The organism is Micromonospora sp. NPDC005257 (assembly GCF_042872445.1).
GTDB lineage: Bacteria > Actinomycetota > Actinomycetes > Mycobacteriales > Micromonosporaceae > Micromonospora.
Window position 1 is genome coordinate 668,017 of sequence record NZ_JBIAKL010000002.1, and the last position, 23,902, is coordinate 691,918.

Consider the following 23,902-nt stretch of genomic DNA (forward strand, 5'->3'; position numbering starts at 1 on the left):
GGGTCGCGTAACGTCCGGACCATGCCGAAGTCGCTCTTCTGGGCCCGGACCGACACCGCCGGCTCCGAGCACGTGGTGCTCGACGACGGTCAGGGGCTGACCGCGCAGGGTGTGGCGCTCGCCGTGGATCCGATCCCGTACACGTGCCGGTACCGGCTGGCCGTCGGGCCGGACTGGTCGACGAACCGGCTGGAGGTCGAGGCCGAGGGCGCGGGCTGGTCGCGGAGCGTACGCCTGGAGCGGGGCCGGGACGGGTGGCGCATGCGTACCGGCGAGGAGGGTGACCTGGACGCGGCGCTGAGCGCCGCGGGCCACCCACCGGCGGGCCTGCCGGGCACCGACGATCCGGGACGGCTGGCCGAGGCACTCGACGTGGACCTGGGTGGTTCCCCGCTGACGAACACGCTGCCGATCCGCCGCATCGGGCTGGGCCGGCTGCCCGCCGACCTGGCGACCGCCGTGTCGGTGGCCTGGGTGCTGCTGCCCGGCCTGGCCGTGGTGCCCGCCGAGCAGGTCTACACCTCGCTGGGCCCGGGCCGGATCCGGTATTCCAGTGACACGTTCACGGCCGACCTGGAGGTCGACCCGGACGGCTTCGTGGTGCGCTACCCGGGGCTGGCCGAGCGGGCCGAACCCCGCTGACCGGCCTCGCCGGCAAGCTGGAACCAGGCTCAGGCCGGCCAGGCGCCGTCGGCCAGGAAGCGGTCGATGGCGGCGAGGTGCGGGGCGAGGTCGAGGCCCTGCGCGGCTACCCACTCGTCGGAGTAGTAGGTGTCGCCGTACCGGTCGCCCGGGTCGCAGATCAGCGTGACCACCGAGCCGGTACGCCCGGCGGCGCGCATCTGCGCGATCAGCCCGAACGCGCCCCACAGGTTGGTGCCGGTGGATCCGCCCACCAGGCGGCCGAGCACCGCCGAGCCGGCCCGCATCGCGGCGAGCGACGCGGCGTCCGGCACCTGGACCATCCGGTCCACCACGCCGGGCAGGAAGGACGCCTCGACGGTGGGCCGCCCGATGCCCTCGATCCGCGAGCCACGGTCGGTGCACACCGACCAGTCACCGGCCTGCCAGGCGGGGTAGAACGCGGAGTTCTCCGGGTCCACCACGCAGAGTTTGGTGGGCAGCCGACGGTAGCGGGCGTAGCGGCCGATGGTGGCGCTGGTGCCGCCGGTGCCGGCGCCGACCACGATCCAGGCGGGCACCGGGTGCCGTTCCAGCGCGAGCTGGGCGTAGATCGACTCGGCGATGTTGTTGTTGCCCCGCCAGTCGGTGGCGCGCTCGGCGTACGTGAACTGGTCCATGAACCGGCCGCCGGTGTCCTCGGCGAGCCAGCGCGCCTCCACCACCACCTTCGCCGGGTCCTCGACCAGGTGGCAGCGCCCGCCCTGGAACTCGATCTGGGCGATCTTCTCCGGCGAGGTGGAGGCGGGCATGACCGCGATGAACGGCAGTCCGAGCATCCGGGCGAAGTACGCCTCGGAGACCGCCGTCGAGCCGGACGACGCCTCGACGATCGTGGTGTCCGGGCCGATCCAGCCGTTGCAGAGCCCGTAGAGGAACAGCGAGCGCGCCAGCCGGTGCTTCAGCGAGCCGGTCGGGTGCACCGACTCGTCCTTGAGGTAGAGGTCGATCCCCCAGTCCCGGGGCAGCGGGAAGGGCAGCAGGTGGGTGTCGGCGGAGCGGTTGGCGTCCGCCTCGACGGCGGCGATCGCCTCGGTCACCCAGCGCCGGCTGGCCTCGTCGCACCGGTCGAAGTGAGTCACGTCGGCAACGTTACAAGCGAGGTGGCCTCGCGTTCCCCTGGACCCGACGAGCCTGCCGCCGCTGACCGGCCCGGCCGGTGGCCCGGATCACCGGCGTGAGGGCCAGGGCGAGCCGGGGGAAGGCGTCGAGCAGCCGTACCTGCGCGCCGCGCCAGCGCGGCAGGCTGACCACCGGCCGGGGCCGGCGGGCCAGCCGGACGGCCCGCGCGGCCACCCGCTCCGGCGCGAGCAGCGAGCCGGTGAACGACGCCAGCGCTCCCGGATCGTCCAGCTTGTCGTGCAGCATCGGCGTCCAGATCCCGTCCGGGCACAGGCACGACACGTGTACGCCCCGGACGCCGGCCATCCGCAGGTCGCTCAACGTGCCGAGGCTGAACGCGAGCAGGGCGTGCTTGCTGGCCGCGTACACCGTCTCGCCCGGCGCGGCGATCAGCCCGGCCAGCGAGACGACGTTGAGGACGTGGCCGCGGCCCTGTTCCCGCATCACCGCGACGGCGGCGAGCGTGCCGTTCATCGCGCCGAGCGCGTTCACCTCGGCCACCGCGCGCCGGGTGGCGGCGTCGTGCGCCCAGGACGGGCCGGTGACCAGGATGCCCGCGTTGTTCACCCAGAGCCCGAGGCCGCCCGGCGCGGCCGCCGCCTCGGCGGCGACGTCCGCGCAGGCGGATTCGTCGCGTACGTCGAGCGGGCGCGACCAGCCACCCAGCGGCGCGGCGGCTTGCGCCACGGCGCCGGCATCCACGTCGGTGAGCAGCACGTTCCACCCGTCGGCGTGCAGCGCGGCGGCGATCGCCCGCCCCAGCCCGCCGGCCGCACCGGTCACCACGGCGGTACCGCGTCCAGAGCTCGTCATCGGCGCACGGTAACCGCAACCCCCACGCGGAGGCCAGAGGCGTCAGGCGGTGGGGGGTCCCAACGCCTGCGGGCGGTTCTCCCACTTGGTCGACAGGGCGATGCTGGTACGGGTGGACGCCACACCGGCCGTCCGGTTAAGCCGGACGATCAGCTGCTCCAGCTCGGCGATCGTGCCGACCCGCGCCTTGAGCAGGAAGGACTCGACGCCGGCCATGAAGTAGCAGGACTCGATCTCGGGGATGCGGCGGAACGACTCCAGCACCTCGTCGGTGTCCGCGTCGGAGTCCTCGATGATGCCGATGAGCGCTGTGACGCCGAGCCCGATCGACTCCGGCTCGACCTCGGCCCGGTACGCCCGGATCACGCCGCTGGACTCCAGCTTGCCGACCCGCTCGTGCACGGCCGGGGCGGAGAGGCCGACCTGACGGGCCAGCTCGGCGTACGACAGACGGGCGTTGCCTCGCAACAACTCCACGAGGCTCAGGTCGATCGTGTCCACGGAGAGTGACCCTATCCGCTCGGCGGCTACCGAACGCGATCGGTACCCGCGGCCGGTCCCTTCACAAACGTACGATCAGGGGGTTCTCCGCCGGTACCATTTCCTAACTTCCCAGTGTGTGCCTTTTTCGCGTTTGGCGGACACGTCCGGTAGCCGGTGCTGTAATTGCCATACGTCCCTCATGACGGCTCTGGGCTCGCACCGGCCGGGGGCAGTGTGTTCAGCCGAGGGCTTCGTCGACGCGAGGAGGGGGCTGTGGACACTGGAGATCGCCTGCTGACGCCGGGTGAGGTCGCTGCGCTGTTTCGGGTGGACCCGAAAACCGTGACCAGATGGGCAGCGGCCGGCCGGATCGGCAGTATCCGGACTCCAGGAGGGCACCGCCGGTTTCGGGAATCCGAGGTGCGGGCCCTGCTCGAGGGGGAGGGCATGCTGGACGAGGCGGAGGACATGGGCAAGGCCCGCAACATGGGCCCGACCGCTTCCACCGGCCCCGGACCGGCGAACGCCGGCATGTACTGAGCGTGCGGGGGCGCGGCCGATCGAGGCCGCGCCCCCGCACGTCGGGCCCGTCAGTCGGCGGCGGCCTCCCGGCGACCGGCGGCCAGCTCGCCGGACCACCGCCGGAACAGCGTGTGCTCCACGCCGAGCGCGTCGAGCACCTTGCCGGCCACGAAGTCCACGAGCTGCCCGGCGGACGCCGCCGCGCCGGCGCCGTAGAAGCCCGGACTGGCCGGCAGCACCACCGCCCCGGCGTCGTGCAGCGCGACGAGATGTTCCAGGTGACTGCGGGTCACCGGCGTCTCCCGGGGCACCACGACGACCGGGCGGCGCTCCTTGAGGTTCACCTCGGCGGCGCGCTGGAGCAGGTCCTTCGACAGCCCGATCGCGATGCCCGCGCACGCGGCGGTGCTGGCCGGCACCACGGCCATGCCGCGTACCGGGTAGGAGCCGCTGCTCGGGCCGGCGGCCAGGTCGCCGGCGGGCCAGTGCCGCAGGTCGGCGCCGGTGAGGTCGCGGTCGAGCCAGGCGGCCAGGTCCTCGGCCCAGTGCGCGTCCCGGAACGGCCGGCCGGTCTCGTCCAGCACTGTGAGCCGGGCCGCCCGGGAGACGATCAGGTCCACCGCCTGGCCGGCGTCGAGCAGTGCCCGGACGACAGCCGCCGCGTACGGCGTGCCCGAGGCTCCGGAGACACCCACCACCCATGGTTCGCGCATGCCCCAAGCGTGCCTGGTCGCGGCGGGCGCCGGGCGGGGACCCCCGTTCGGTCGGCCCGCCCGGGATGTCCAGCGGGTTCACGGAACGCCCCACGGCATGAAATTCTTCGATCGACGACGACTTCCACGGAAGGGCCGGTCATGACGGGGACGGTGCTGCGGGCGCTCCGCTCCGACTGCCCCATCGCGCCCCGCATCTCCCCGTACGCCGACCAGGTGCAGGGCTGGCTGGTGGAGCACGTCGACCGGCTCGGCCTGCCGGCGGACCCGGCGAAGCGGCGACGGCTGGCGCGGGCCGGCTTCGCCCGGTACGCCGGTCGCCTCTACCCGGACGCCGCCGAACCGGACCTGCGGGTGCTCACCGCGCTGTTCACCTGGTTCTTCCTGGTCGACGACGCCTGCGACGGGCGGGACGGGCTGGCCCCGGCGCAGATCCGCGCGTTGCGCGACGGTGCGCTCGCGTTGCTGCGGGAGGGGCCACGCGCCCGCCACCCGGGCTTCTCCGGCCCGCTGCGCCGTCTGCTGGTGCAGGCGTGGCGCGAGCCGCGCCGCCGGATGCCGGCCCGGTGGCGGCTGCGTTTCGCCGACGCGGTCGCCGACCACCTCGACGGGGTGCACCGGGAGGCCACCGCCACCACGACCGGGCGACCGCCGGGCGTCGCCGAGTACGTGCGGCTGCGCCGGGCCACGTCGGCGGCGTACGTCTCGTACCCACTGATCGAGTTCGCGTCCGGGCGGCCTCTGCCCGACGCGGTCTACCACCATCCGGCGCTGCGGCGGCTCGCCGGCCTGGCCAACGACCTGCTGTCCTGGTTCAACGACATCGCCTCGCTGGAACGCGACCGGGCCACCGGCGGCGGGCACAACCTGGTGCTGGCGGTGGCCGCCGAGCGGGGCGTGCCGGTGCCGGCGGCGCTCGACCTGGTCGCCGGGCACTGGCGGGCCGAGATGGGGCGATTCGTCGTGCTGCGCGCGGCGACGCCGTCGTTCGGCCCGGCGCTCGACCAGGCCGTCGCCACCCATCTCGACGGCTTGGCCGCCGCCGTGCGCGGCACAGTCGACTGGACGCTGGAGAGCGCGCGCTACCCGGTCGGCGCGACGCCCTGACCCGTCCGGGCGGCAGGCCCCCCGGCGAGAGCCGCGGGCTCCCGGCTACGGCCGCAGGCCGAGGCGGATCACCAGGTCGAGCAGGGCGAGGACGAACAACGCGATGCCGACGAACCCGTTCGCGGTGAAGAACGCCCGGTTGACCTTGCTCAGGTCGGTGGGGCTGACCACCATGTGCTGGTAGGCGAAGGCGACAGCGGTCAGCGCCAGCCCGATCCACCACAGCCAGCCGAAGCCGACCCAGGCGCCGAACCAGATGAACAGCGCGAACGTCACCACGTGCGCGAGGGTGGAGGCGTGCAGCGCGAAGCGCAGCCCGTACCGGGCGGGGACGCTGTGCACCCCGATCTCCCGGTCCACGTCGGCGTCCTGGCAGGCGTAGATCAGGTCGAATCCGCCGATCCACAGGCCGACGGCGGCGCCGAGCAGCCAGGCCGGGCCGGAGCCGTCGAGCGTGCCGGTGACCGCCAGCCAGGCGCCGACCGGGCCGACCGCCTGCGCCACCGCGAGGATGGCGTGCGGCCAGTTCGTGAACCGCTTGCCGTACGGGTAGACCACGAGCGGCACCACGGCGAGCGGCGCGAGCACCAGGCAGAGCGGGTTGAGCAGGGCGGCGGCGGCCAGGAACACCACGAGCGCGACGGCCGCGCCGGTCCAGGCCGTCCGCACGCTCACCGCGCCGGTGACCAGTTCCCGGTTCGCGGTACGCGGGTTCCGCGCGTCGATCCGCCGGTCCAGGATGCGGTTCGCGGCCATGGCGAACGTCCGCGCGCCGACCATCGCCACGGTGATCAGCAGCAGGTCGAGCCAGTCCACCCGCCCGCCGTCGAGCTGCATCGCGGTCAGCGCCGACAGGTACGCGAACGGCAGCGCGAAGACCGAGTGCTCGATGGCGACGAGCTTGAGGAAGGACGAGACCCTGCCGGGCCGTTCCTGTACTGCCGCCGTCATCAGATCCCGTATTCCTTCCAGCGCTTCTCGACGAGCGAGACCACCTCGGGCGACATGCGCATCTCCTCCGGCCAGCCCCGGCTGTAGCCCTCCTCGGGCAGCTTGCGGGTCGCGTCGATGCCCGCCTTGCCACCCCAGAACTGCTGGTACGAGGCGTGGTCGAGGTGGTCCACCGGCCCTTCGGTGAGCATCAGGTCGCGGGCGTAGTCGACGTTGCCGAAGGCGCGGAACGCGACCTCGTTGTAGTCGTGCACGTCGCAGTCCTCGTCGACGATCACGATCAGCTTGGTCAGCGACATCATGTGCGCGCCCCAGATCGCGTTCATGACCTTCTGCGCGTGCTTCGGGTAGCGCTTGCGGATCGACACGATCGCGCAGTTGTGGAAGACCCCGGCGGCGGGCAGGTCGTAGTCGACGATGTCCGGGATCAGGAAGCGCAGCAGCGGCGCGAAGATCCGCTCGGTGGCCTTGCCGAGGCCGTGGTCCTCCTGCGGCGGCTGGGACGTGACGATCGAGTGGTAGACCGGGTCGCGCTGCATGGTCATGCACTCGATGTGCATGACCGGGAACGGCTCGACCGGCGTGTAGAAGCCGGTGTGGTCGCCGAACGGCCCTTCGGGCAGCCGCTCGCCCGGCTCGATGTAGCCCTCCAGCACGATCTGCGCGTGTGCCGGCACCTGCAACGGGACGGTCAGGCAGTCCACCATCTCGACCCGCTCACCGGCGAGGAACCCGGCGAACAGGTACTCGTCGATGTCGGCGGGCAGCGGCGCGCTGGCCGAGTACGCCACCACCGGGTCCGCGCCGATCGCGATCGCCACCGGCAGCCGCTGGCCGAGCCGCTCGGCGACCGCGTGGTGCGCGGTGGAGTTCTTGTGGATCTGCCAGTGCATGCCGATCGTGTTGTGGCTGTGCTGCTGGAGCCGGTAGAGCCCGAGGTTGCGCTTGCCGGTCTCCGGGTGCTTGGTGTGGGTCAGCCCGAAGTTGTGGAAGATCCCGCCGTCACCGGGCCACACCTGCAACCCGGGCAGCCGGTTCAGGTCGACGTCGTCGCCGCGGTAGACGACCTGCTGGCAGGGGGCGGTCTTGACCTTCTTCGGCGGCATCGACTTGAGCTGCATGACCTTGCCCAGGCCGCCCATCATCCCGGAGAAGCCCTGCGGCAGCTCCGGCTTGAGCATGTCGCCGATCCGCGCGCCGATCTCGTCGAGGTGCTCCACCCCGAGCGCCATCGCCATCCGCTTCTCGGTGCCGAACAGGTTGATCGCCACCGGCATCTCACCCCGGGTGGGGCGCTCGAACAGCAGCGCGGGCCCGCCGGCCCGGACGGTGCGGGTGACGATCTCGCTGATCTCCAGCGTGGGGTCGACCGGCGCGCTCACCCGCCGCAGTTCCCCCGCACGCTCCAGCGCCGCGAGGAAGTCCTTGAGATCGGTGTACGGAAAGCGAGCCGCCATGCCCCCATCCTCCCGCACCCCCTTCCTCGGGTAAGGCGCGCCCCCGGTCAACAGGGGGCGGGCGTCCAGGCGTACGCGGCCAGCGGCGGGTCGAGCGGCGCCTCGGTGAGCCGGTTGGCGAACGTGGAGATCGTGTACGTGCCGATGCCGAGCACCACGTCCAGGGCGTGACGGCGCTGCCATCCGGCGGCGAGCAGCGCGTCCAGGTCGGCGTCGGGGACCGCGCCCCGGTGGTCGAGCACGGCGACGGTGAACCGGCGCAGCGCCTCCAGCCGGGGATCGGGCAGCGGCACACCGGTCCGCAGTGCCTCGATCAGCTCTGGCGCGGCGGCGTGCCGGACCAGCGCCGCGGTGTGCATGGCCACGCAGAGGTGGCAGCCGTTGCGGGTGGCGACGGTCAGCACCACCACCTCCCGGGCGACCGGGTCGAGGTCGGTGGCCTCGAACGCGGCGTTCGCGGCGAGGAAGCCCTTGAGCAGTTCGGGCGACCCGGCCATCAGGCCGACGGCAGCGGGCAGGTGGCCCAGCGAACGGCGCACCCCGGCCATGACCGGGCGGGCGGCGGCGGGCGCGGTGTCCGGCTCGTACGCGGTGAAGCGGGACATGACTGTGCCCCTCTCGTAAGATGGTCAACGTGGTTGACGAAATAGTAAACGTGGTTGTCGAACATGGCAACGCCTGACCGCCCCGGCTTCGCGCTGCCGCTGCTCCTGCTCGCCGGCTTCCGTACGCTCGTCGACGACCTGCACGCCGAGCTGGCCCGCCAGGGGCACCCCGAGCTGCGCCCGGCCCACGGCTTCGTCCTCCAGGCCGTCGGCCCGGCCGGCACCACCGCCTCCGACCTCGGGCAACGCCTCGGCGTCTCCAAGCAGGCCGCCGGCAAGACGGTGGACCGGCTGGTCGCGCTCGGCTACCTGGAACGCGTGGACGACCCCGCCGACGCCCGCCGCAGGCTGGTCCGGATGACCGCGAAGGGCCGCGACGGCCTGCACCGCTCGGCAGTCGTCTTCGACGAGCTACGGGACCGCTGGGCCGCGACGCTCGGCGCGAACCGGGTCGCCGCCATCGAGGACGACCTGCGACGGATGGTCCCCGCCGACGTGTTCCGCCTCGACGTCCCCGGCTGGTTCGGCGGATGACTTCGTCACTGACAGCTGCGCCGTCGGCGGTTCATCATCGGTGGATGGACGACGCGTACGTGGTGGGCGACCCGGACGGCCTCAGCCCACTCCAGACAGAGATCCGCGACGCGGTGGCCCGCGAGCTGCACGCCCAGTTCGCGCTCCGGGCGGACCGCCTCGAACTGGCCGATCTGCCGGAGGTGGCCTACCAGGTCACGCGCCGGGTGGACGAGGTGCTGAGCGGTCGCCCGGTCGCTACACCCCGGCGTACGAGTGCAGGCCGGTGAAGAAGAAATTCACGCCGAACAGGTTCATCATCACGGTCAGGAAGCCCACGATGGAGATCCAGGTGGCCACGTTGCGCTTCACGTTCGGCGTGGCCCGGGCGTGCAGGTAGCCCGCGTACACCACCCAGGAGATGAACGCCCAGGTCTCCTTCGGATCCCAGGCCCAGGGACGGCCCCAGGCCGCCTCGGCCCAGATCGCACCCGCGATCACCGCGAAGGTGAAGATCGGGAACGAGAAGGCGTGCAGCATGAAGGTCAGCCGCTCCAGCCCGGCCGCCTCCGGGAGACGGCGGGCCAGGGTGTACGGGAAGCTGCGCCGCCCCTGCTCCCAGCCGGCCCGCATCAGGTACGCGGCGGCGGGCACCACGCCCAGCAGGAAGATGCCCGAGGCGAAGATGATCGTCGAGACGTGGATGACGAACCACCACGACTGCAGCGCCGGCATCAGCGGCTCGATCGGCACGTAGAGCTTCAGCTCGGCGAACGCCAGCAGCAGCACCATGACCAGCGTCAGGAACAGCCCGAGCCGGCGCAGCCACGGCTGCTTCCAGAGCACGACGAGCCAGGCCGCCATGCCGATCCAGGTGCCGGTCAGCACGAACTCGTACATGTTGCCCCAGGGCATCCGGTCGGCGGCGACACTCCGGGTGACCACGGCGCCCAGGTGCAGCGCGGCGGCGAGCACGGTGAGCCAGCCGGCGATCCGGCCGGCCAGCACGGCCCGCGCGCCGGTGCGGTCCGGGCGCGGCGGCGCAGCCGGCACGACCGGCTCGGCGACGGTGCCGCCGGCGCCGCCGACGCCCGCGCCGACCAGTTCCCGTGCCGGTGCGGCCGCGGGCGCCTTCCGCGCGTTGCCCAGCGCGAACTCCACGGCGTGGCTGATCATCGCGATCAGGTACGCCAGGATCGCGAACGCGACCAGCTGGTCGGAGAGTGCGGACATCACTCGTCTCCTTCTCGCGCCCGCCGCGCGTCCGGCGCGTCACCGCTCACCGCGGAGACGAGCTGCGCGAACTCGTCGGCGAACCCAGGGTGCTCGGTGCGCGGCAGCCCACCGGCCTCCACCAAACTACTACCGCTCGTCGGAGATCCACCCTCGGGGGGCGAAACCCGGAACCAGACCCGCCGACGCCGGGCGAACAGCGAGCCCATCAGGCCCAGCAGCAGCGTGCCGCTCGCCACCAGCAGCAGCGTCTGCCCGGGCGCGTGCCGGACCGCGAGCGTGACGTACGGCTTCGTGCCGACGAACTCCAGCGTGCTGCCGTCGTCGAGGGTCCACTTCTCCCCCGGCCGCAGCAGCTTCGTGCCGATCTCCTTGAGCTTGCCGTCGTCGATCTGCCGCCGGTCCAGCGCGTAGACCGAGCCGGGGATGCCGGCGTCCAGCCCGAGGTTCCCCCGGTACGCGGTCAGGTTCACCATCGGGTTCCGCTCGGCCGGGTACTGCGACGCCACGTACGGCGCTCTCTCCGGTCCGGTCGGCAGGTAGAGCCCGTCGAAGGCGATCTGCTGGTCCGGGGCCCGTGCGCCGGTCTTCGGGTCGACGTTGGCGTCCGGGAAGATCGCCACGCCCTCCTCGGTCGCGTTCGAGTCGCCGGTACGCAGGAACGGCGCCTCGCTGGTCTGGCTGCGGCCGTACTTGTCGGTGTACTTCAGCAGCGGCGCGTAGCCGTTGCCGAGCAGGTAGACGTTCGCCGAGCCGAGTCGCAGCGGTGAGTTGACCGAGAATCCGGCGGTCCGCTCCGCGCCGCCCGGCTCGTCCACCCTCACCGTGGCCCAGTAGCGGGACGCCTGCCCGGACGGCAGGTAGTCGGCCTCGAACTTCTCCAGCGTCAGGCAGAACGGCGGCAGGTCGGAGCTGTCCACGCGCGGGCCGAGCGACGCCTCGGCGTACTGCTGGCGGGTGTTGCAGAAAGCGTTGTCCGCGCCGGCGACCAGGATGCGGTTGCCGTGCCAGCCGTACCAGGAACCGAGCGCCACCCCGAGCAGGACGGCGACCAGCGACACGTGGAAGAGCAGGTTGCCGGTCTCCTTGAGGTAGCCCTTCTCGGCGGAGACCTCGTTGCCGCGCACGGTGACCCGCCAGCGGCGGCGGCGCAGCACCGCCGCGATCGCCTCGGGGCCGGCGGCGGCCGGAGCCTCCAGCACCGCGTGCTGCGGCAGCCGGTCGAACCGTCTCGGCGCGGCCGGCGGCTTCATCCGCAGCGCGCGGACGTGGTCCCGGGCCCGGGGCAGGATGCAGCCGATCAGCGAGGTGAACAGCAGCAGGTAGATCGCGGAGAACCAGACCGAGCCGAAGACCTCGAACGCGCCGATCTGATCCAGCCGGGGCGCCAGGTCGGGGTGGTCGACGAACCACTGGTTGACCCGCTCCGGGTTGACGCCCCGCTGGGGCAGCACCGAGCCGGGGATGGCCGCGATGGCGAGCAGGAACAGCAGGATCAGCGCCGTACGCATGCTGGTGAGCTGCCGCCACGAGTTGCGCAGCAGGGCCAGCAGCGGGTTGACCCGCCGCCGGGGCGCCTGCGCGGGTGGGGTGGCCGGCCGGTCGTCGACGGTCGTCATCAGATGCTCACCTCGCCCACGCCGACGTTCGTCTGCAACCAGATCACCACGTTCACCCAGCCGCCGGTGATCAGCGCCAGGCCGATGGCGATCAGCAGCGCGCCACCGATCCGGGTGACCCAGCGGCTGTTGCGCCGGACGGCGCGGAAGACCCCGAGCAGGCGCTGGAAGCCCAGCCCGAAGACGACGAACGGTATCCCCAACCCGAGGCAGTACGCCACGGCGAGCAGCACGGCCCGGTCGGTCCCGCCCTCGGTGGCCGCCATGCCGAGCACCGCGCCGAGCGTCGGGCCGGTGCACGGCAACCAGCTGAGCGCGAAGACCGCGCCGAGCACCGGTGCGCCGAGCAGGCCGGCGGCGGGCAGCCAGCGGATGCGGAACTCGCGCTGCATACCGGGGATCACACCGAGGTAGCCGAGGCCGAGCACCACCACGAGCGCGCCGATGACGATCTCCAGCGTGCGCTCGTACCGGAAGAAGAGCTTGCCCACGCCGGAGAAGAGGATCGCGGTGGCGACGAACACGACTGTGAAGCCGCCGATGAACAGCAGCGTGCCGGCGAGCACCCGGCCCTTGACGGCGGCGGTGGTCCGCGCCTGCGTCCGTTCCACCACACCGACGCCGCCCCCGGTCGGCGGCGGGTCCTGCGGCGGCGGGGCGCCCGGGCGGCGGCCCTCCAGGTCGGAGCCGGCCAGGCCGGTCACGTACGAGAGGTAGCCGGGCATCAGCGGGAGCACGCACGGGGACAGGAAGCTGACCAGTCCGGCCAGGGCCGCCGCGCCGACCGCGAGCAGCAGCGGGCCGGACTCGGCGAGCTGGCGGAACGTCTCGCCCATCAGCGGGAGCCGTTCGGCGGCGGCGACTCGGCGGCGACCTTCTCGACGATCGGGCGCAGCTCGTCCTGGGTGACGGCCCGGCGGATCACCACGGCGACCCGGCCCTCGCGGTCGAGCACGACGGTGGCCGGGGTGGTGTTCGGCGGGATGTCGAAGTTGAGCGCCTGCCGGCTGGCCGGGTCGAAGATGCTCGGGTACGTGACCCGCCCCTCCTCGAAGGCGATCGCCTTGTCCTTGCTGTCCTGCACGTTGATGCCGAGGAACGTCACGCCGGAGCCCTTTGTGGCCTGGTGGGTGGCCTCCAGGTCGTCCGCCTCGGCGCGGCAGGGGGCGCACCAGGAGCCCCAGAAGTTGACCACGACGACCTGGCCACGGTCGCGGGAGATGTCGTAGCTGCCGCCGGTGAGCAGCTCGCCGCTCACCTTCGGCGTCTTGGAGCGCTGCTCGGGGGCGCAGGTGACGGTGGAGCCGTCGGCGTCGCACCGGCTCTCCTGGCTGTCGGAGGAGCAGCCGACCAGCGCCGCACCGGCGGTGACGGCGGCGAGCAGGGCGGCGGCGAGCCTCCGGGTGAGCATCAGGCCCCCTTGGCCGTCCGGGCGGTCGGCGAGATCGAGACGAGGTGGGCGGCCGGCTCGGAGTACCCGATACCGACGATCTTCGCGCCGTCGAAGTGGAACGAGGTGAGGCTGGCCAGGCCGCACTGGCGGCGGCGCGGGTCGTGCCAGAGGCGCTTGCGCTCGACGTGCCGGCGCAGCGTCCAGATCGGGAGCTGGTGCGAGACCAGCACCGCCTCACGTCCCTCGGCGGCGACCCGGGCGGCGTGCAGCGCGGCGAACATGCGCTCGGCGATGGCCCGGTACGCCTCGCCCCAGGACGGGGTCACCGGGTCGCGCAGCACCCACCAGTTGCGCGGGTCACGGAACGAGCCGTCACCCGGCGAGACCTTCTTGCCCTCGAACCAGTTCGCGCTCTCGATCAGCCGCTCGTCGACGCCGACGGAGAGGCCGAACTGTGCCGCGATCGGCTCGGCGGTCTGCTGGGCACGGTCGAGCGGGCTGGCCACCACGTGCACGACGGTCCGGTCGGCGAGCGCCTGCGCCGCCGCCTTGGCCATCTGCACGCCCAGCTCGGAGAGGCGGAACCCGGGCAGGCGGCCGTAGAGGATGCCGTCCGGGTTGTGCACCTCGCCGTGCCGCAGCACGTGCACCACTGTCTCCGCCATGGTCAGGCCCCCTTCGCTCGCGACTGCGGGATTCGCGAACCCGGCTCACTCCTCGCGCTCACTGGGCCCCGCTTCCGGCCGCTGCCGCCGCCCGCGCCGCCACCGGCAGGGCGGCGGCGATCTGCTCCCACGCGGCGTCGTCGATCGCGGTCGAGACGAACCACGACTCGAACGCGCTCGGCGGCAGGTAGACGCCACCGGCGAGCATCGCGTGGAAGAACGCCTTGAACGCGGGCACCGCCTGCGTGCGGGCGCTGTCGTAGTCGCGCACGTCCGCGTCGGTGAAGAAGACCGAGAACATGTTGCCCGCGGTGGAGAGGCGGTGCGGCACGCCGGCCGCCGACAGCGCCTCGGTGGTGAGCTTGCCCAGCGTGGCGGCGGTCTCGTCGAGCCGCCGGTAGAGGGCGTCGTCGGCCAGCCGCAGCGTGGCCAGCCCGGCCGCGCAGGCCAGCGGGTTCCCGGAGAGCGTGCCGGCCTGGTAGACCGGGCCGACCGGGGCCAGCTTCGCCATGATGTCCGCGCGCCCGCCGAACGCCGCGGCGGGCAGGCCACCACCCATGACCTTCCCGTACGTCCACAGGTCGGCGTCCGACGGGTCGAGGCCGTGCCATCCGGCGCGGGACACCCGGAACCCGGTCATCACCTCGTCGACGATGAGCAGCGCGCCGTTGGCGTGGGCGATGCGGGCCAGCTCGGCGTTGAAGCCGTCGCGGGGGGCGATGACGCCCATGTTGCCGGCGGCGGCCTCGGTGATGATCGTGGCGATGTGCTGTCCCTGGGCGGCGAACGCCTCCTCGACCGCGCGCAGGTCGTTGTACGGCAGCACGATGGTGTCGCCGGCCGCCGCGCCGGTCACGCCGGGCGAGTCGGGCAGGCCGAACGTGGCCACGCCGGAGCCGGCGGCGGCGAGCAGCGCGTCGGAGTGGCCGTGGTAGCAGCCGGAGAACTTGATGATCTTGGAGCGGCCGGTGAAGCCGCGGGCCAGCCGGATCGCCGACATGGTCGCCTCGGTGCCGGAGTTGACCAGGCGCACCTGCTCCACCGGCGTCCGCGCGACGATCTCGTCGGCCAGGTCCACCTCGCCCGGCGTCGGCGTGCCGAAGCTGGTGCCGAGCGCCGCCGCCTCACGCAGCGCCTCCACCACGGCCGGGTGCGCGTGGCCGAGGATGAGCGGGCCCCAGGAGCAGACCAGGTCGACGTAGCGCCGGCCGTCGGCGTCGAAGAGCCACGGACCCTCCCCCCGGACCATGAAGCGCGGGGTGCCGCCGACGGCACGGAACGCGCGCACGGGAGAGTTCACCCCGCCGGGCACGACGGCCTTGGCGCGGTCGAACAGGGCCTCGGAAGCCGGGGCGTCGGCCGGGTAGCGGCCGGATCCGGCGGAATGCGTCTCGGTCACGATGGGGCCATTGTGTCAGCGCCGGAGTGCTGCCTGGCAGGCACCCCGCGACGGGGGTTATCAGGCTCACCCGCCTGAGCGGCGCGACGGGCCGGCGGCGATCCGCTCGACAGGCCCGCCGGTCGAGATCGCGATAGGCTGACCGGGTGGATCGTGCCGAACTGTCCATCACCGTACACCGGACGGGTGACGAAGCAGTGCTTCGCCTGGCCGGTGAGATCGACATGCTCACGGCCGCCCAGCTTTCGACGGTGGTCAACGAGGTGCTGGCGGATCCGCCCCCGCGCATCGTGCTCGACCTCGCCGGGGTCACGTTCTGCGACTCGCAGGGTCTCGGGACGCTCGTGGTGCTCAGCCGCAAGGCCAGTCACGCCCAGTGCCTGCTGATGCTCACCAACGTGGGTGACTTCCTGATCCGCGTCCTGGACATCACCGGCCTCCGCAGCGCCCTGATGATCCGCAACGAAGCCACCCCGTAGCCCTCGGGGCCCTCCCCCCGCGATCGTGCACTTGCGGCCCTCAGCCGGGGTGATTCGCCCCTTCTGCTGGGGCCGCAAATGCAAGATCAACGCCTTTAGAGGACGGGGATGTCGCGGCGGCGGAAGGTGAGCAGGCCGGCTGTGGTCAGGGTCACGGCCAGGGCCGCCAGCACGTAGAGCGGGGTGGGGGTCCAGGTGTCGCGGAGCACCTGGGGGGTGTGCGTGAACGGAGATGCGTCCAGCAGCCACTGGTCCAGCTTGAGCACGGCGCCGAGCTGGCCGAGCAGCACGCAGACCGCAAGCACCACCCAGGCGGCGGACGCGAGCCGGGGCAGCAGGCCGTAGAGCAGCACGGCGAGCCCGGCCAGCACCCACGCCGCCGGCACCTGGGCCAGTCCGGCGGCGAGCATCCGGCCCAGTTGGCGGGGCACGTCACCAGTGCTCGCGCCGTACGTCAGACCGGTGGCCAGCCCGGTCACCACGAGCACCACCACCGGGCCGAGCAGAGCGAACGTCATGTGGGAGAGAAGCCAGGTCGAGCGCCGGGTCTCGGTGGCGAGCACCGGCTCGGCGTGCCCCGCGGACTCCTCCGCGCGCATCCGCAGCGCGGCCTGGATGCCGTACCCGGCAGCCGCCAGTCCGGCCAAGCTCAGCGTGGCCCCCAGGTACGCGTCGGCCATCCCGGACGCCCCGCCGAGCCGGGCCACGATCTCCTCCATCCGCGGACTCCCCTCGACGGACCGGCCGGCCGCCTCGGCCGCGCCGCCGAGGATCAGCCCGAGCAGGCCGAACCCGACCGACCACCAGAGGATCTGCCCCCGGTGCAACCGCCAGGCCAGGCCGAACGGACCGGACAGGGCGCCACTCGCGGCCGCCCGGCCGAGCCTGGGCGGCAGCACGCCCGCACCCAGGTCGCGGCGCACCGAGATCGGGTACGCGAGCGCGGCGAGCAGCACCGTGGCGGCCAACGGCAGCAGCAGCACCCACCAGCGCTCCCCCTCGTACGGCCGGACTCGGGCGCCCCAGCCCAGCGGGGACAGCCAGCTCGGCCAGTCGTTGCCGGCGGTGTCCCCGGCCAGGCGCAGCCCGAACGCGGCGCCGAGACCGGCGAGGCCGATGCCCCGTGCTCCGCCCGCGGTCTCGGTGAGCTGGGCGGCCAGGCCGCCGAGCGTCGCGAAGACCACGCCGGTCAGCACGGTGGCCAGCCCGTACGCGACCGAGCCGCCGACCGGCAGCCCGGTCGAGACCAGCCCGGCCGCGGTGAGCAGCCCGAGCGCCAGGGCAGCCGCGTACGTGACGAGCAACGCGGCGGTCAGCCCGGCGTGCCGTCCGAGCACGCTGCCGCCGAGCAGTTCCCGCCGCCCGGCTTCCTCCTCGGTGCGGGTGTGCCGGATGACCGTGAGCAGGCTCGCCAGCGCGACGATGAGCAGCAGGAAGCCGCTGCGCTGGGCGGTGAGCGCGCCGACGCTGTCGCCGTACGCCGGGCCGAGCAGCGCGACGATCGACGGGTTGCGGGCGGTGCCCTCCAGGTACGCGGCCCGCTCGGCGGCGGTGGGGAACAGTTCGAAGAAGCTGGCCGCGTACGTGATCGGCAGTACCGCGAGCACGAGCACCCACAGCGGCAGCAGGAGGCGGTCCCGGCGCATGATCAGCCGGACCAGGTGACGGGTGCCGGTGAGCGTGCTCATGACCGGTCCGCCGTCTCGGAACGCGCCACGCCGGAGGAGGGCGCCGACGCGGGGGACGCGGCCTCGTAGTGCCGCAGGAACAGTTCCTCCAGCGTGGGCGGCGTGCTGACCAGGCTGCGTACGCCCAGCTCGGTGAGCCGGCGCAGCGCGGCGTCGAGCGACGCGGTGTCCACGTCGAAGCGGACCCGCTGCCCGTCCACCCGCAGGTCGTGCACACCCGGCAGGTCGGCCAGGCCGTCCAGCGGCGCGGTGACCTCGGCGTCGATCGCGGTGCGGTGGAGGTGGCGCAGGTCGCCGAGCGTGCCGGACTCGACGGTCCGGCCGGCCCGGATGATCGTCACCCGGTCGCAGAGCGCCTCCACCTCGGCGAGGATGTGGCTGGACAGCAGCACGGTGCGCCCGTCCTGCCGGGCCCGGCGGACCCAGTGCTGGAAGACCTCCTCCATCAGCGGGTCGAGCCCGGAGGTCGGCTCGTCGAGGATGAGCAGTTCGACGTCGGAGGCGAGCGCGGCGACCAGGCCGACCTTCTGCCGGTTGCCCTTGGAGTAGGTGCGGCCCTTCTTGCGCGGGTCCAGCTCGAACGACTCCAGCAGTTCGGCGCGGCGTCTCGGGTCGAGCCCGCCGCGCAGCCGGCCGAGCAGGTCGATCACCTCGCCGCCGCTGAGGTGGGGCCAGAGCGTGACGTCGCCGGGCACGTACGCGAGGCGGCGGTGCAGCGCCACCGCGTCCCGCCACGGGTCGCCGCCCAGCAGTCGGACGGCCCCCGCGTCCGCCCGCAGCAGGCCGAGCAGCACCCGGATGGTGGTCGACTTGCCGGATCCGTTCGGGCCCAGGAAGCCGTGCACCTCTCCGGTGCGGACGGTCAGGTCGAGCCCGTCGAGAGCTCGGGTGCGGCCGAACGTCTTCACCAGTCCGGACACATCGATTGCCGTTTCCATACTTCAGAAGTTACGCTCGTTTCACAAAGTTGTGAAGACTGTAGGGTCACGGGGTGAGTGTCGAGGAGCCGACCATGAACGTGCCGCCCCAGCACGACGAGGAAGAGGTCCACCTCTTCGTCGAGCGGATGGCGATGGCCTTCGCCGACGTGGGCTTCCCTCGGATGGCCGCCCGGGTCCTGTTCACGGTGATGAGCGCCGACGACCCGCTCACCGCGGGCGAGATCGCCGGCCGGCTCGGCGTCAGCGCGGCGGCGGTGAGCGGCGCGGTGCGCTACCTGACCCAGTTCGCCATGCTGGTCCGCGAGCCGGTCAAGGGCTCCCGGAGCGACCGCTACCGGATGCCCGACAACCCGTGGTACGAGGCGACCATCACCAAGACCACGATCTACAAGAACTTCATCGACATCGCCGCCGGCGGGGTCGACGCGCTGCACGGGCGAAACACACCGGCCGGTGAGCGGGTCGCCGAGATGCGCGACTTCTTCCTCTTCGTACAGGAGGAACTGGAATCGCTCGGCGACCGCTGGCGGGCCCGGCGGGCCGCGACCGGGCACGGCGGCCCGGCCGGCGGCTGAACCGTCAGCGGGTGTTGCCCCAGCGCGCCTGCTCCAGCAGCTCCACCGCGCGTTCCCGGGTCGACGGGTCGTCGTCGGCACGCAGCAGCGCCGTCGCCTCGTCCACCGCGTCGGTCAGGTGCCGCCACTGGAGATCCCGTTCCCGCACCAGATCCGACTGGGCGGCGAGCTGCCGCGTCTTCACCCACAGGTCGACGAAGACCGTCACCTTGGCGCGCAGCACCCACGGGTCGAACGGCTTGGTCAGGTAGTCGACCGCGCCGGCCGCGTAGCCGCGCAGCGCGAGCTGCGCGTCCCTGTCCGCGGCGGTCAGGAAGATGATCGGTACGTGCCGGGTGCGCTCACGCCGCTTGATGTGGGTGGCGGTCTCGAACCCGTCCATGTCCGGCATCTGGGCGTCAAGCAGGATCACCGCGAAGTCGTCCACCAAGAGCTGCTTGAGCGCCGCCTCGCCGCTCTCCACCGCGACCGACTGCACCGGAAGGCCCTGGAGGATCGCCTCCAGCGCCATCAGGTTCTCCCGCCGGTCGTCCACCAGCAGGGCCTTGGCCGTCTGCGTCACGCGTTCTCCTCGCCTCGGCTCCGGCCGATCCAGGACGCCATCAGTTCGATCAGCTCGTCCAGGTCCACCGGCTTGGTGATGTAGTCGCTGCCGCCGGCGCCGAGCGCCGACTCCCGGTCGCCGGGCATCGCCTTGGCGGTCAGGAACACGACCGGCAGGTCCGCGAACCGGTGGTTGCGGCGGATCTGCGCGGTCGTCTCGTACCCGTCCTGGTCCGGCATCATGGCGTCCATCAGGACGATGTCGACCTCCGGGTGCTCGGCGAGCTGACGGACGCCGTCCGCTCCGTTGTCCGAGTACAACACGGTCATCCCGTGCAGTTCCAATGCGGACGTCAGCGCGAACACGTTCCGTACGTCGTCGTCGATGATCAGCACGGTCACGCCGTCCAGGCGCCGGGTCGTGGGCGTCTCCTGCGGCTGCGGCAGCTCCATCGGCATGAGCAGCGACGACGGCAGGCCCGCGCGGCCCGGTGACGGCGGCGCCGGCGCCACCACCGCGTCCGGCGCCAGCACATCGGGTACGAAGAGGGTGAACGTCGAACCCTGACCGGGCGCGGACGAGACGGTGATCGTGCCGCCGAGCAGGCGGGCCAGATCGCGGCTGATGGACAGGCCGAGCCCGGTGCCGCCGTAGCGCCGGCTGGTCGTGCCGTCCGCCTGCTGGAACGCCTCGAAGATCAGCGACAGCTTGTCGTCGGAGATCCCGATGCCGGTGTCGATGACGGTGAACGCGATCACCCGCTGCGCGTTCGTCAGCGCCGGCACGTCGAAGACGGCGTTCTCGGCCGCCGGGCCGATCCGCAGCGTCACCGCGCCGTTGTCGGTGAACTTCACCGCGTTGGACAGCAGGTTGCGCAGGATCTGCTGCAACCGCTGGGCGTCGGTGACCAGCGCGGGCGGCAGGTCGCCGCTCACCCGCACCTGGAAGTCCAGGCCCTTCTCCTCGGCCTGCGGCGCGAACGCCTGCTCCACGTAACCGCGGATCTCGGCGAACTGGATCTCGGTGGGCTCGACGTCCATCCGGCCCGCCTCGATCTTGGACAGGTCGAGGATGTCGTCGATCAGCGACAGCAGGTCCGACCCGGCGCCGTGGATGGTCCGGGCGAACTCGATCTGCTTCGCGCTGAGGTTGCGCTCCGGGTTTTCGGCGAGCAGCCGGGCCAGCAGGAGCAGCGAGTTCAGCGGCGTACGCAGCTCGTGGCTCATGTTGGCCAGGAACTCCGACTTGTACGCGGACGCGCGGGTGAGCTGCTGCGCCTTCTCCTCCAGGCCGAGCCGGGCCAGCTCGATCTCCCGGTTCTGCGTCTCGATGTTGGCCTTCTGCTCGGACAGCAGCTTCGCCTTGTCCTCAAGCTCGGCGTTCGTTCGCTGCAACTCGGCCGACTGGTCCTGCATCTCGTGCGCTAGCCGCTGCGACTGCGCCAGCAGCTCCTCCGTACGCCGGTTGGCCTGGATGGTGTTCACCGCGACACCGATGGTGAGCACCAGCCGCTCCAGGAACGCCAGGTGCAGCTCGGAGAAGGTGGCCACACCGGCGAACTCGATCACGCCGAGCAGTTCGCCCTCGAACTGGACCGGCAGCACCACCAGGTCGGCCGGGGGCGTGTCGGCCAGCCCGGACCGCACGACGAGGCGCCCGTCCGGCTGCGCCTTGACCCGGATCGTCCGGCGCGACAGCGCGGCCTGCCCGACCAGTCCCTCACCCGGGCCGAACGTGACGTCGTGGCCGCGCGCCACATACCCGTAGGAGGCGGTGAGCCGCAGCCGCATGCTGCCCTCGGAGCTGTCCGCCAGGAAGAACGCGCCGAGTTGCGCGTCCACCAGCGGAGTCACCTCCTGCATGATCATGCGGCAGACCTCGCCCAGGTCGCGCTGGCCCTGAAGCAGACCGCCGATCCGGGCCAGGTTCGAGTCGAGCCAGCCCTGCTCGGCATTCTTCTTCGTCGTCTCCCGGAGGGTGACGATCATCTGGTTGATGTTGTCCTTCAGCTCGGCGACCTCGCCCTGCGCCTTCACGTTGATCCGCTGGGTCAGGTCGCCGCGGGTCACCGACGTGGAGACCTGCGCGATGGCACGCAACTGCGTGGTGAGCGTGGAGGCGAGCTGGTTGACGTTCTCGGTCAGGTCGCGCCACGTACCGGAGACTCCCTTGACCTGGGCCTGACCACCCAGCTTGCCCTCGGTGCCCACCTCGCGCGCCACCCGCGTCACCTCGTCGGCGAACGAGGAGAGCTGGTCCACCATCGTGTTGACGGTGTTCTTCAGCTCCAGAATCTCGCCCTGCGCGTCCACGGTGATCTTCTGACCCAGGTCGCCGTTCGCCACGGCGGTGGTGACGGAGGCGATGTTGCGGACCTGGCTGGTCAGGTTCGACGCCATCGAGTTCACGTTGTCGGTCAGGTCCCGCCACGTACCGGACACGCCCTTCACCTGGGCCTGACCACCCAGCTTGCCCTCGGTGCCCACCTCACGCGCCACCCGCGTGACCTCGTCGGCGAACGACGACAGCTGGTCCACCATCGTGTTGACCGTGGACTTCAGCTCCAGGATCTCGCCCCGGGCATCCACGGTGATCTTCTGCGACAGGTCACCCTTGGCGACCGCCGTCGACACCTGGGCGATGTTGCGCACCTGCGCGGTCAGGTTCGACGCCATCGAGTTCACGTTGTCGGTGAGGTCGCGCCAGGTGCCGGCGACGCCGCGCACCTGCGCCTGACCACCCAGCTTGCCCTCGGTGCCCACCTCACGCGCCACCCGCGTGACCTCGTCGGCGAACGACGACAGCTGGTCCACCATCGTGTTGACCGTGGACTTCAGCTCCAGGATCTCGCCCCGGGCATCCACGGTGATCTTCTGCGACAGGTCACCCTTGGCGACGGCCGTGGTGACCGAGGCGATGTTGCGGACCTGGCTGGTCAGGTTCGACGCCATCGAGTTCACGTTGTCGGTCAGGTCCCGCCACGTACCCGAGACGCCCTTCACCTGGGCCTGACCACCCAGCTTGCCCTCGGTGCCCACCTCACGCGCCACCCGCGTCACCTCGTCGGCGAACGAGGAGAGCTGGTCCACCATCGTGTTGACGGTGTTCTTCAGCTCCAGGATCTCGCCCTGCGCGTCCACGGTGATCTTCTGGCCCAGGTCGCCCTTGGCCACAGCCGTGGAGACCTGGGAGATGTTGCGGACCTGGCTGGTCAGGTTGCCGGCGAGCTGGTTCACGTTCTCGGTGAGGTCGCGCCAGGTGCCGGAGACACCGCGCACCTGCGCCTGACCACCCAGCTTGCCCTCGATGCCCACCTCACGCGCCACCCGCGTCACCTCGTCGGCAAACGAGGAGAGCTGGTCGACCATCGTATTGACGGTGTCCTTCAGCTCCAGGATCTCGCCCTGCGCGGCCACCGTGATCTTCTGCGACAGGTCACCCTTCGCCACAGCGGTCGACACCTGGGCGATGTTCCGCACCTGCGCGGTCAGGTTCGACGCCATCGAGTTGACGTTGTCGGTCAGGTCCTTCCAGGTGCCGGCCACGCCCGGCACCTCGGCCTGGCCGCCCAGCTTGCCCTCGGTGCCCACCTCGCGCGCCACCCGGGTCACCTGCTCGGCGAACAGCCGCAGCGTGTCGGTGAGCGAGTTCATCGTGTCGGCCAGCTCGGCCACCTCGCCGCGCGCCCCGACCGTGATCTTCTGCGACAGGTCGCCCTTCGCCACAGCGGTCGCCATCTGGGAGATCGACCGCACCTGCCCGGTGAGGTTCGACGCCATGGTGTTCACCGAGTCGGTGAGGTCCTTCCAGGTGCCGGCCGCCCCGCGCACGTCGGCCTGGCCGCCCAGCTTGCCCTCGGTGCCCACCTCACGGGCCACCCGCGTCACCTCGTCGGCGAACGACGACAGCTGATCCACCATCGTGTTCACGGTGCGGCCGATGCGCAGGTACTCACCGCGCAGCGGGCGACCGTCTATCTCCAGCGCCATGTGCTGGGACAGGTCGCCGTCGGCCACCGCCACGATGACCCGGGCGATCTCCGTGGTCGGCCGGCCCAGGTCGTCGATGAGCGAGTTGACCGCCCGCTGCCCCTCCGCCCAGGAGCCGTCCAGGCCCTCGTCGTCCAGTCGCTCGGTGAGCCGGCCGTCGCGGCCGACGATCCGGCTGATCCGCCGCAGGTCCAGGTGCTGCCGCTCCTGCAACGACACCACGTCGTTGAAGGCGTCGGCGACCTCACCGGGCAGACCCGCCCGCCGGGGCAGGCGCACCCGCAGATCGCCGCGCCCCACCCGGCGCAACGCCTCGACCAGTTCGCCGAGGAGCACCTCGTGGTCGGACGCGGACGGGTCAGCGGTCACCGACTGATTCACCGTGGCCATCGTTCCTCGCTCCGCTCGGG

General features: G+C 72.1%; 24 protein-coding genes. 7 read left to right on the forward strand and 17 right to left on the reverse strand.

Annotation, left to right across the window (positions count from 1 at the left end):
- The first annotated feature begins 21 nt into the window (after nt 1–21).
- The gene (locus ACFYO8_RS06555) at nt 22–642 is read left to right on the forward strand and encodes a putative glycolipid-binding domain-containing protein (RefSeq protein WP_387256853.1); all 621 of its coding nucleotides are present in this window, start codon (nt 22–24) and stop codon (nt 640–642) included.
- Nucleotides 643–671: 29 nt separating this feature from the next.
- Here ACFYO8_RS06555 and ACFYO8_RS06560 read toward each other — a convergent pair whose 3' ends face one another.
- The 3 genes from ACFYO8_RS06560 to ACFYO8_RS06570 are packed head-to-tail and all read right to left on the reverse strand — an operon-like array spanning nt 672 to nt 3,117.
- The gene (locus tag ACFYO8_RS06560; RefSeq protein WP_387188853.1) at nt 672–1,763 is read right to left on the reverse strand and encodes a PLP-dependent cysteine synthase family protein; all 1,092 of its coding nucleotides are present in this window, start codon (nt 1,761–1,763) and stop codon (nt 672–674) included.
- 10 nt (nt 1,764–1,773) lie between these two features.
- On the reverse strand, nt 1,774–2,616 hold the full coding sequence (locus ACFYO8_RS06565; protein ID WP_354867745.1) for an SDR family oxidoreductase: 843 nt from the start codon (nt 2,614–2,616) through the stop codon (nt 1,774–1,776).
- A gap of 42 nt (nt 2,617–2,658) precedes the next feature.
- Nucleotides 2,659–3,117 carry an Lrp/AsnC family transcriptional regulator gene (locus ACFYO8_RS06570; protein WP_354867742.1) on the reverse strand — a complete coding sequence of 153 codons (459 nt, stop codon included), beginning with the start codon at nt 3,115–3,117 and terminating at the stop codon, nt 2,659–2,661.
- A 255-nt stretch (nt 3,118–3,372) separates the two neighbouring features.
- On the opposite strand from ACFYO8_RS06570, the gene ACFYO8_RS06575 reads away from it, so the two are divergent.
- Nucleotides 3,373–3,639 carry a BldC family transcriptional regulator gene (locus ACFYO8_RS06575; protein WP_013473529.1) on the forward strand — a complete coding sequence of 89 codons (267 nt, stop codon included), beginning with the start codon at nt 3,373–3,375 and terminating at the stop codon, nt 3,637–3,639.
- A 50-nt stretch (nt 3,640–3,689) separates the two neighbouring features.
- On the opposite strand, the gene ACFYO8_RS06580 is transcribed toward ACFYO8_RS06575, so the two are convergent.
- Nucleotides 3,690–4,334 carry a UbiX family flavin prenyltransferase gene (locus ACFYO8_RS06580; RefSeq protein ID WP_354867738.1) on the reverse strand — a complete coding sequence of 215 codons (645 nt, stop codon included), beginning with the start codon at nt 4,332–4,334 and terminating at the stop codon, nt 3,690–3,692.
- Nucleotides 4,335–4,475: 141 nt separating this feature from the next.
- Between ACFYO8_RS06580 and ACFYO8_RS06585 the strand changes: the two genes are divergently transcribed.
- Nucleotides 4,476–5,441, forward strand: coding sequence for a terpene synthase (locus ACFYO8_RS06585; protein WP_354867735.1), 966 nt, complete (start codon nt 4,476–4,478; stop codon nt 5,439–5,441).
- Nucleotides 5,442–5,486: 45 nt separating this feature from the next.
- Here ACFYO8_RS06585 and mqnP read toward each other — a convergent pair whose 3' ends face one another.
- The 3 genes from mqnP to ACFYO8_RS06600 are packed head-to-tail and all read right to left on the reverse strand — an operon-like array spanning nt 5,487 to nt 8,454.
- Nucleotides 5,487–6,392 carry a menaquinone biosynthesis prenyltransferase MqnP gene (gene mqnP, locus ACFYO8_RS06590; protein ID WP_354867732.1) on the reverse strand — a complete coding sequence of 302 codons (906 nt, stop codon included), beginning with the start codon at nt 6,390–6,392 and terminating at the stop codon, nt 5,487–5,489.
- Nucleotides 6,392–7,849 carry a menaquinone biosynthesis decarboxylase gene (locus ACFYO8_RS06595; RefSeq protein ID WP_354867729.1) on the reverse strand — a complete coding sequence of 486 codons (1,458 nt, stop codon included), beginning with the start codon at nt 7,847–7,849 and terminating at the stop codon, nt 6,392–6,394. The genes mqnP and ACFYO8_RS06595 overlap by 1 nt, the downstream gene beginning before the upstream one ends.
- A 47-nt stretch (nt 7,850–7,896) precedes the next feature.
- On the reverse strand, nt 7,897–8,454 hold the full coding sequence (locus ACFYO8_RS06600; RefSeq protein WP_354867726.1) for a carboxymuconolactone decarboxylase family protein: 558 nt from the start codon (nt 8,452–8,454) through the stop codon (nt 7,897–7,899).
- Nucleotides 8,455–8,517: 63 nt separating this feature from the next.
- Between ACFYO8_RS06600 and ACFYO8_RS06605 the strand changes: the two genes are divergently transcribed.
- Together ACFYO8_RS06605 and ACFYO8_RS06610 are read left to right on the forward strand one after the other, a co-directional pair.
- Nucleotides 8,518–8,988: a MarR family winged helix-turn-helix transcriptional regulator gene (locus tag ACFYO8_RS06605; protein ID WP_354867723.1), complete on the forward strand. Its 471-nt coding sequence runs from the start codon at nt 8,518–8,520 to the stop codon at nt 8,986–8,988.
- Nucleotides 8,989–9,032: 44 nt separating this feature from the next.
- Nucleotides 9,033–9,257, forward strand: a complete 225-nt coding sequence (locus ACFYO8_RS06610; RefSeq protein WP_354867720.1) for a hypothetical protein — start codon at nt 9,033–9,035, stop codon at nt 9,255–9,257.
- On the opposite strand, the gene ccsB is transcribed toward ACFYO8_RS06610, so the two are convergent.
- The 6 genes from ccsB to hemL are packed head-to-tail and all read right to left on the reverse strand — an operon-like array spanning nt 9,226 to nt 15,276.
- A complete protein-coding gene (ccsB, locus tag ACFYO8_RS06615) occupies nt 9,226–10,200 on the reverse strand; it encodes a c-type cytochrome biogenesis protein CcsB (protein WP_354867717.1) in 975 nt (324 codons plus the stop codon). The two genes, ACFYO8_RS06610 and ccsB, sit on opposite strands and share 32 nt — an antisense overlap.
- Entirely contained in the window at nt 10,200–11,819 is a 1,620-nt protein-coding gene (locus ACFYO8_RS06620) for a cytochrome c biogenesis protein ResB (RefSeq protein ID WP_354867714.1), read from the reverse strand. The genes ccsB and ACFYO8_RS06620 overlap by 1 nt, the downstream gene beginning before the upstream one ends.
- Nucleotides 11,819–12,655, reverse strand: coding sequence for a cytochrome c biogenesis protein CcdA (locus tag ACFYO8_RS06625; protein WP_354867712.1), 837 nt, complete (start codon nt 12,653–12,655; stop codon nt 11,819–11,821). Before ACFYO8_RS06625 ends, ACFYO8_RS06620 begins: the two co-directional genes overlap by 1 nt.
- Nucleotides 12,655–13,230, reverse strand: coding sequence for a TlpA disulfide reductase family protein (locus tag ACFYO8_RS06630; protein ID WP_354867710.1), 576 nt, complete (start codon nt 13,228–13,230; stop codon nt 12,655–12,657). Before ACFYO8_RS06630 ends, ACFYO8_RS06625 begins: the two co-directional genes overlap by 1 nt.
- Nucleotides 13,230–13,877: a histidine phosphatase family protein gene (locus ACFYO8_RS06635; RefSeq protein ID WP_354867708.1), complete on the reverse strand. Its 648-nt coding sequence runs from the start codon at nt 13,875–13,877 to the stop codon at nt 13,230–13,232. Before ACFYO8_RS06635 ends, ACFYO8_RS06630 begins: the two co-directional genes overlap by 1 nt.
- A gap of 58 nt (nt 13,878–13,935) precedes the next feature.
- Complete coding sequence (hemL, locus tag ACFYO8_RS06640; protein WP_355095486.1) at nt 13,936–15,276, reverse strand: glutamate-1-semialdehyde 2,1-aminomutase; 1,341 nt, start codon at nt 15,274–15,276, stop codon at nt 13,936–13,938.
- Between the two features lie 146 nt (nt 15,277–15,422).
- On the opposite strand from hemL, the gene ACFYO8_RS06645 reads away from it, so the two are divergent.
- Complete coding sequence (locus ACFYO8_RS06645) at nt 15,423–15,755, forward strand: STAS domain-containing protein (RefSeq protein ID WP_135242846.1); 333 nt, start codon at nt 15,423–15,425, stop codon at nt 15,753–15,755.
- Nucleotides 15,756–15,850: 95 nt separating this feature from the next.
- On the opposite strand, the gene ACFYO8_RS06650 is transcribed toward ACFYO8_RS06645, so the two are convergent.
- Together ACFYO8_RS06650 and ACFYO8_RS06655 are read right to left on the reverse strand one after the other, a co-directional pair.
- On the reverse strand, nt 15,851–17,443 hold the full coding sequence (locus tag ACFYO8_RS06650) for an ABC transporter permease (RefSeq protein WP_354867704.1): 1,593 nt from the start codon (nt 17,441–17,443) through the stop codon (nt 15,851–15,853).
- A complete protein-coding gene (locus ACFYO8_RS06655; protein WP_262015608.1) occupies nt 17,440–18,381 on the reverse strand; it encodes an ABC transporter ATP-binding protein in 942 nt (313 codons plus the stop codon). The genes ACFYO8_RS06650 and ACFYO8_RS06655 overlap by 4 nt, the downstream gene beginning before the upstream one ends.
- Before the next feature lie 53 nt (nt 18,382–18,434).
- Here ACFYO8_RS06655 and ACFYO8_RS06660 point away from each other — a divergent pair, with 53 nt between their 5' ends.
- Nucleotides 18,435–18,959: a GbsR/MarR family transcriptional regulator gene (locus tag ACFYO8_RS06660; RefSeq protein ID WP_262015609.1), complete on the forward strand. Its 525-nt coding sequence runs from the start codon at nt 18,435–18,437 to the stop codon at nt 18,957–18,959.
- Between the two features lie 4 nt (nt 18,960–18,963).
- Here the strand turns inward: ACFYO8_RS06660 and ACFYO8_RS06665 are convergent, their stop codons facing one another.
- Both ACFYO8_RS06665 and ACFYO8_RS06670 read right to left on the reverse strand, forming a co-directional pair.
- The gene (locus ACFYO8_RS06665) at nt 18,964–19,521 is read right to left on the reverse strand and encodes a response regulator (protein ID WP_354867700.1); all 558 of its coding nucleotides are present in this window, start codon (nt 19,519–19,521) and stop codon (nt 18,964–18,966) included.
- Nucleotides 19,518–23,882: a HAMP domain-containing protein gene (locus tag ACFYO8_RS06670; RefSeq protein ID WP_354867698.1), complete on the reverse strand. Its 4,365-nt coding sequence runs from the start codon at nt 23,880–23,882 to the stop codon at nt 19,518–19,520. The genes ACFYO8_RS06665 and ACFYO8_RS06670 overlap by 4 nt, the downstream gene beginning before the upstream one ends.
- Nucleotides 23,883–23,902: the final 20 nt, after the last annotated feature.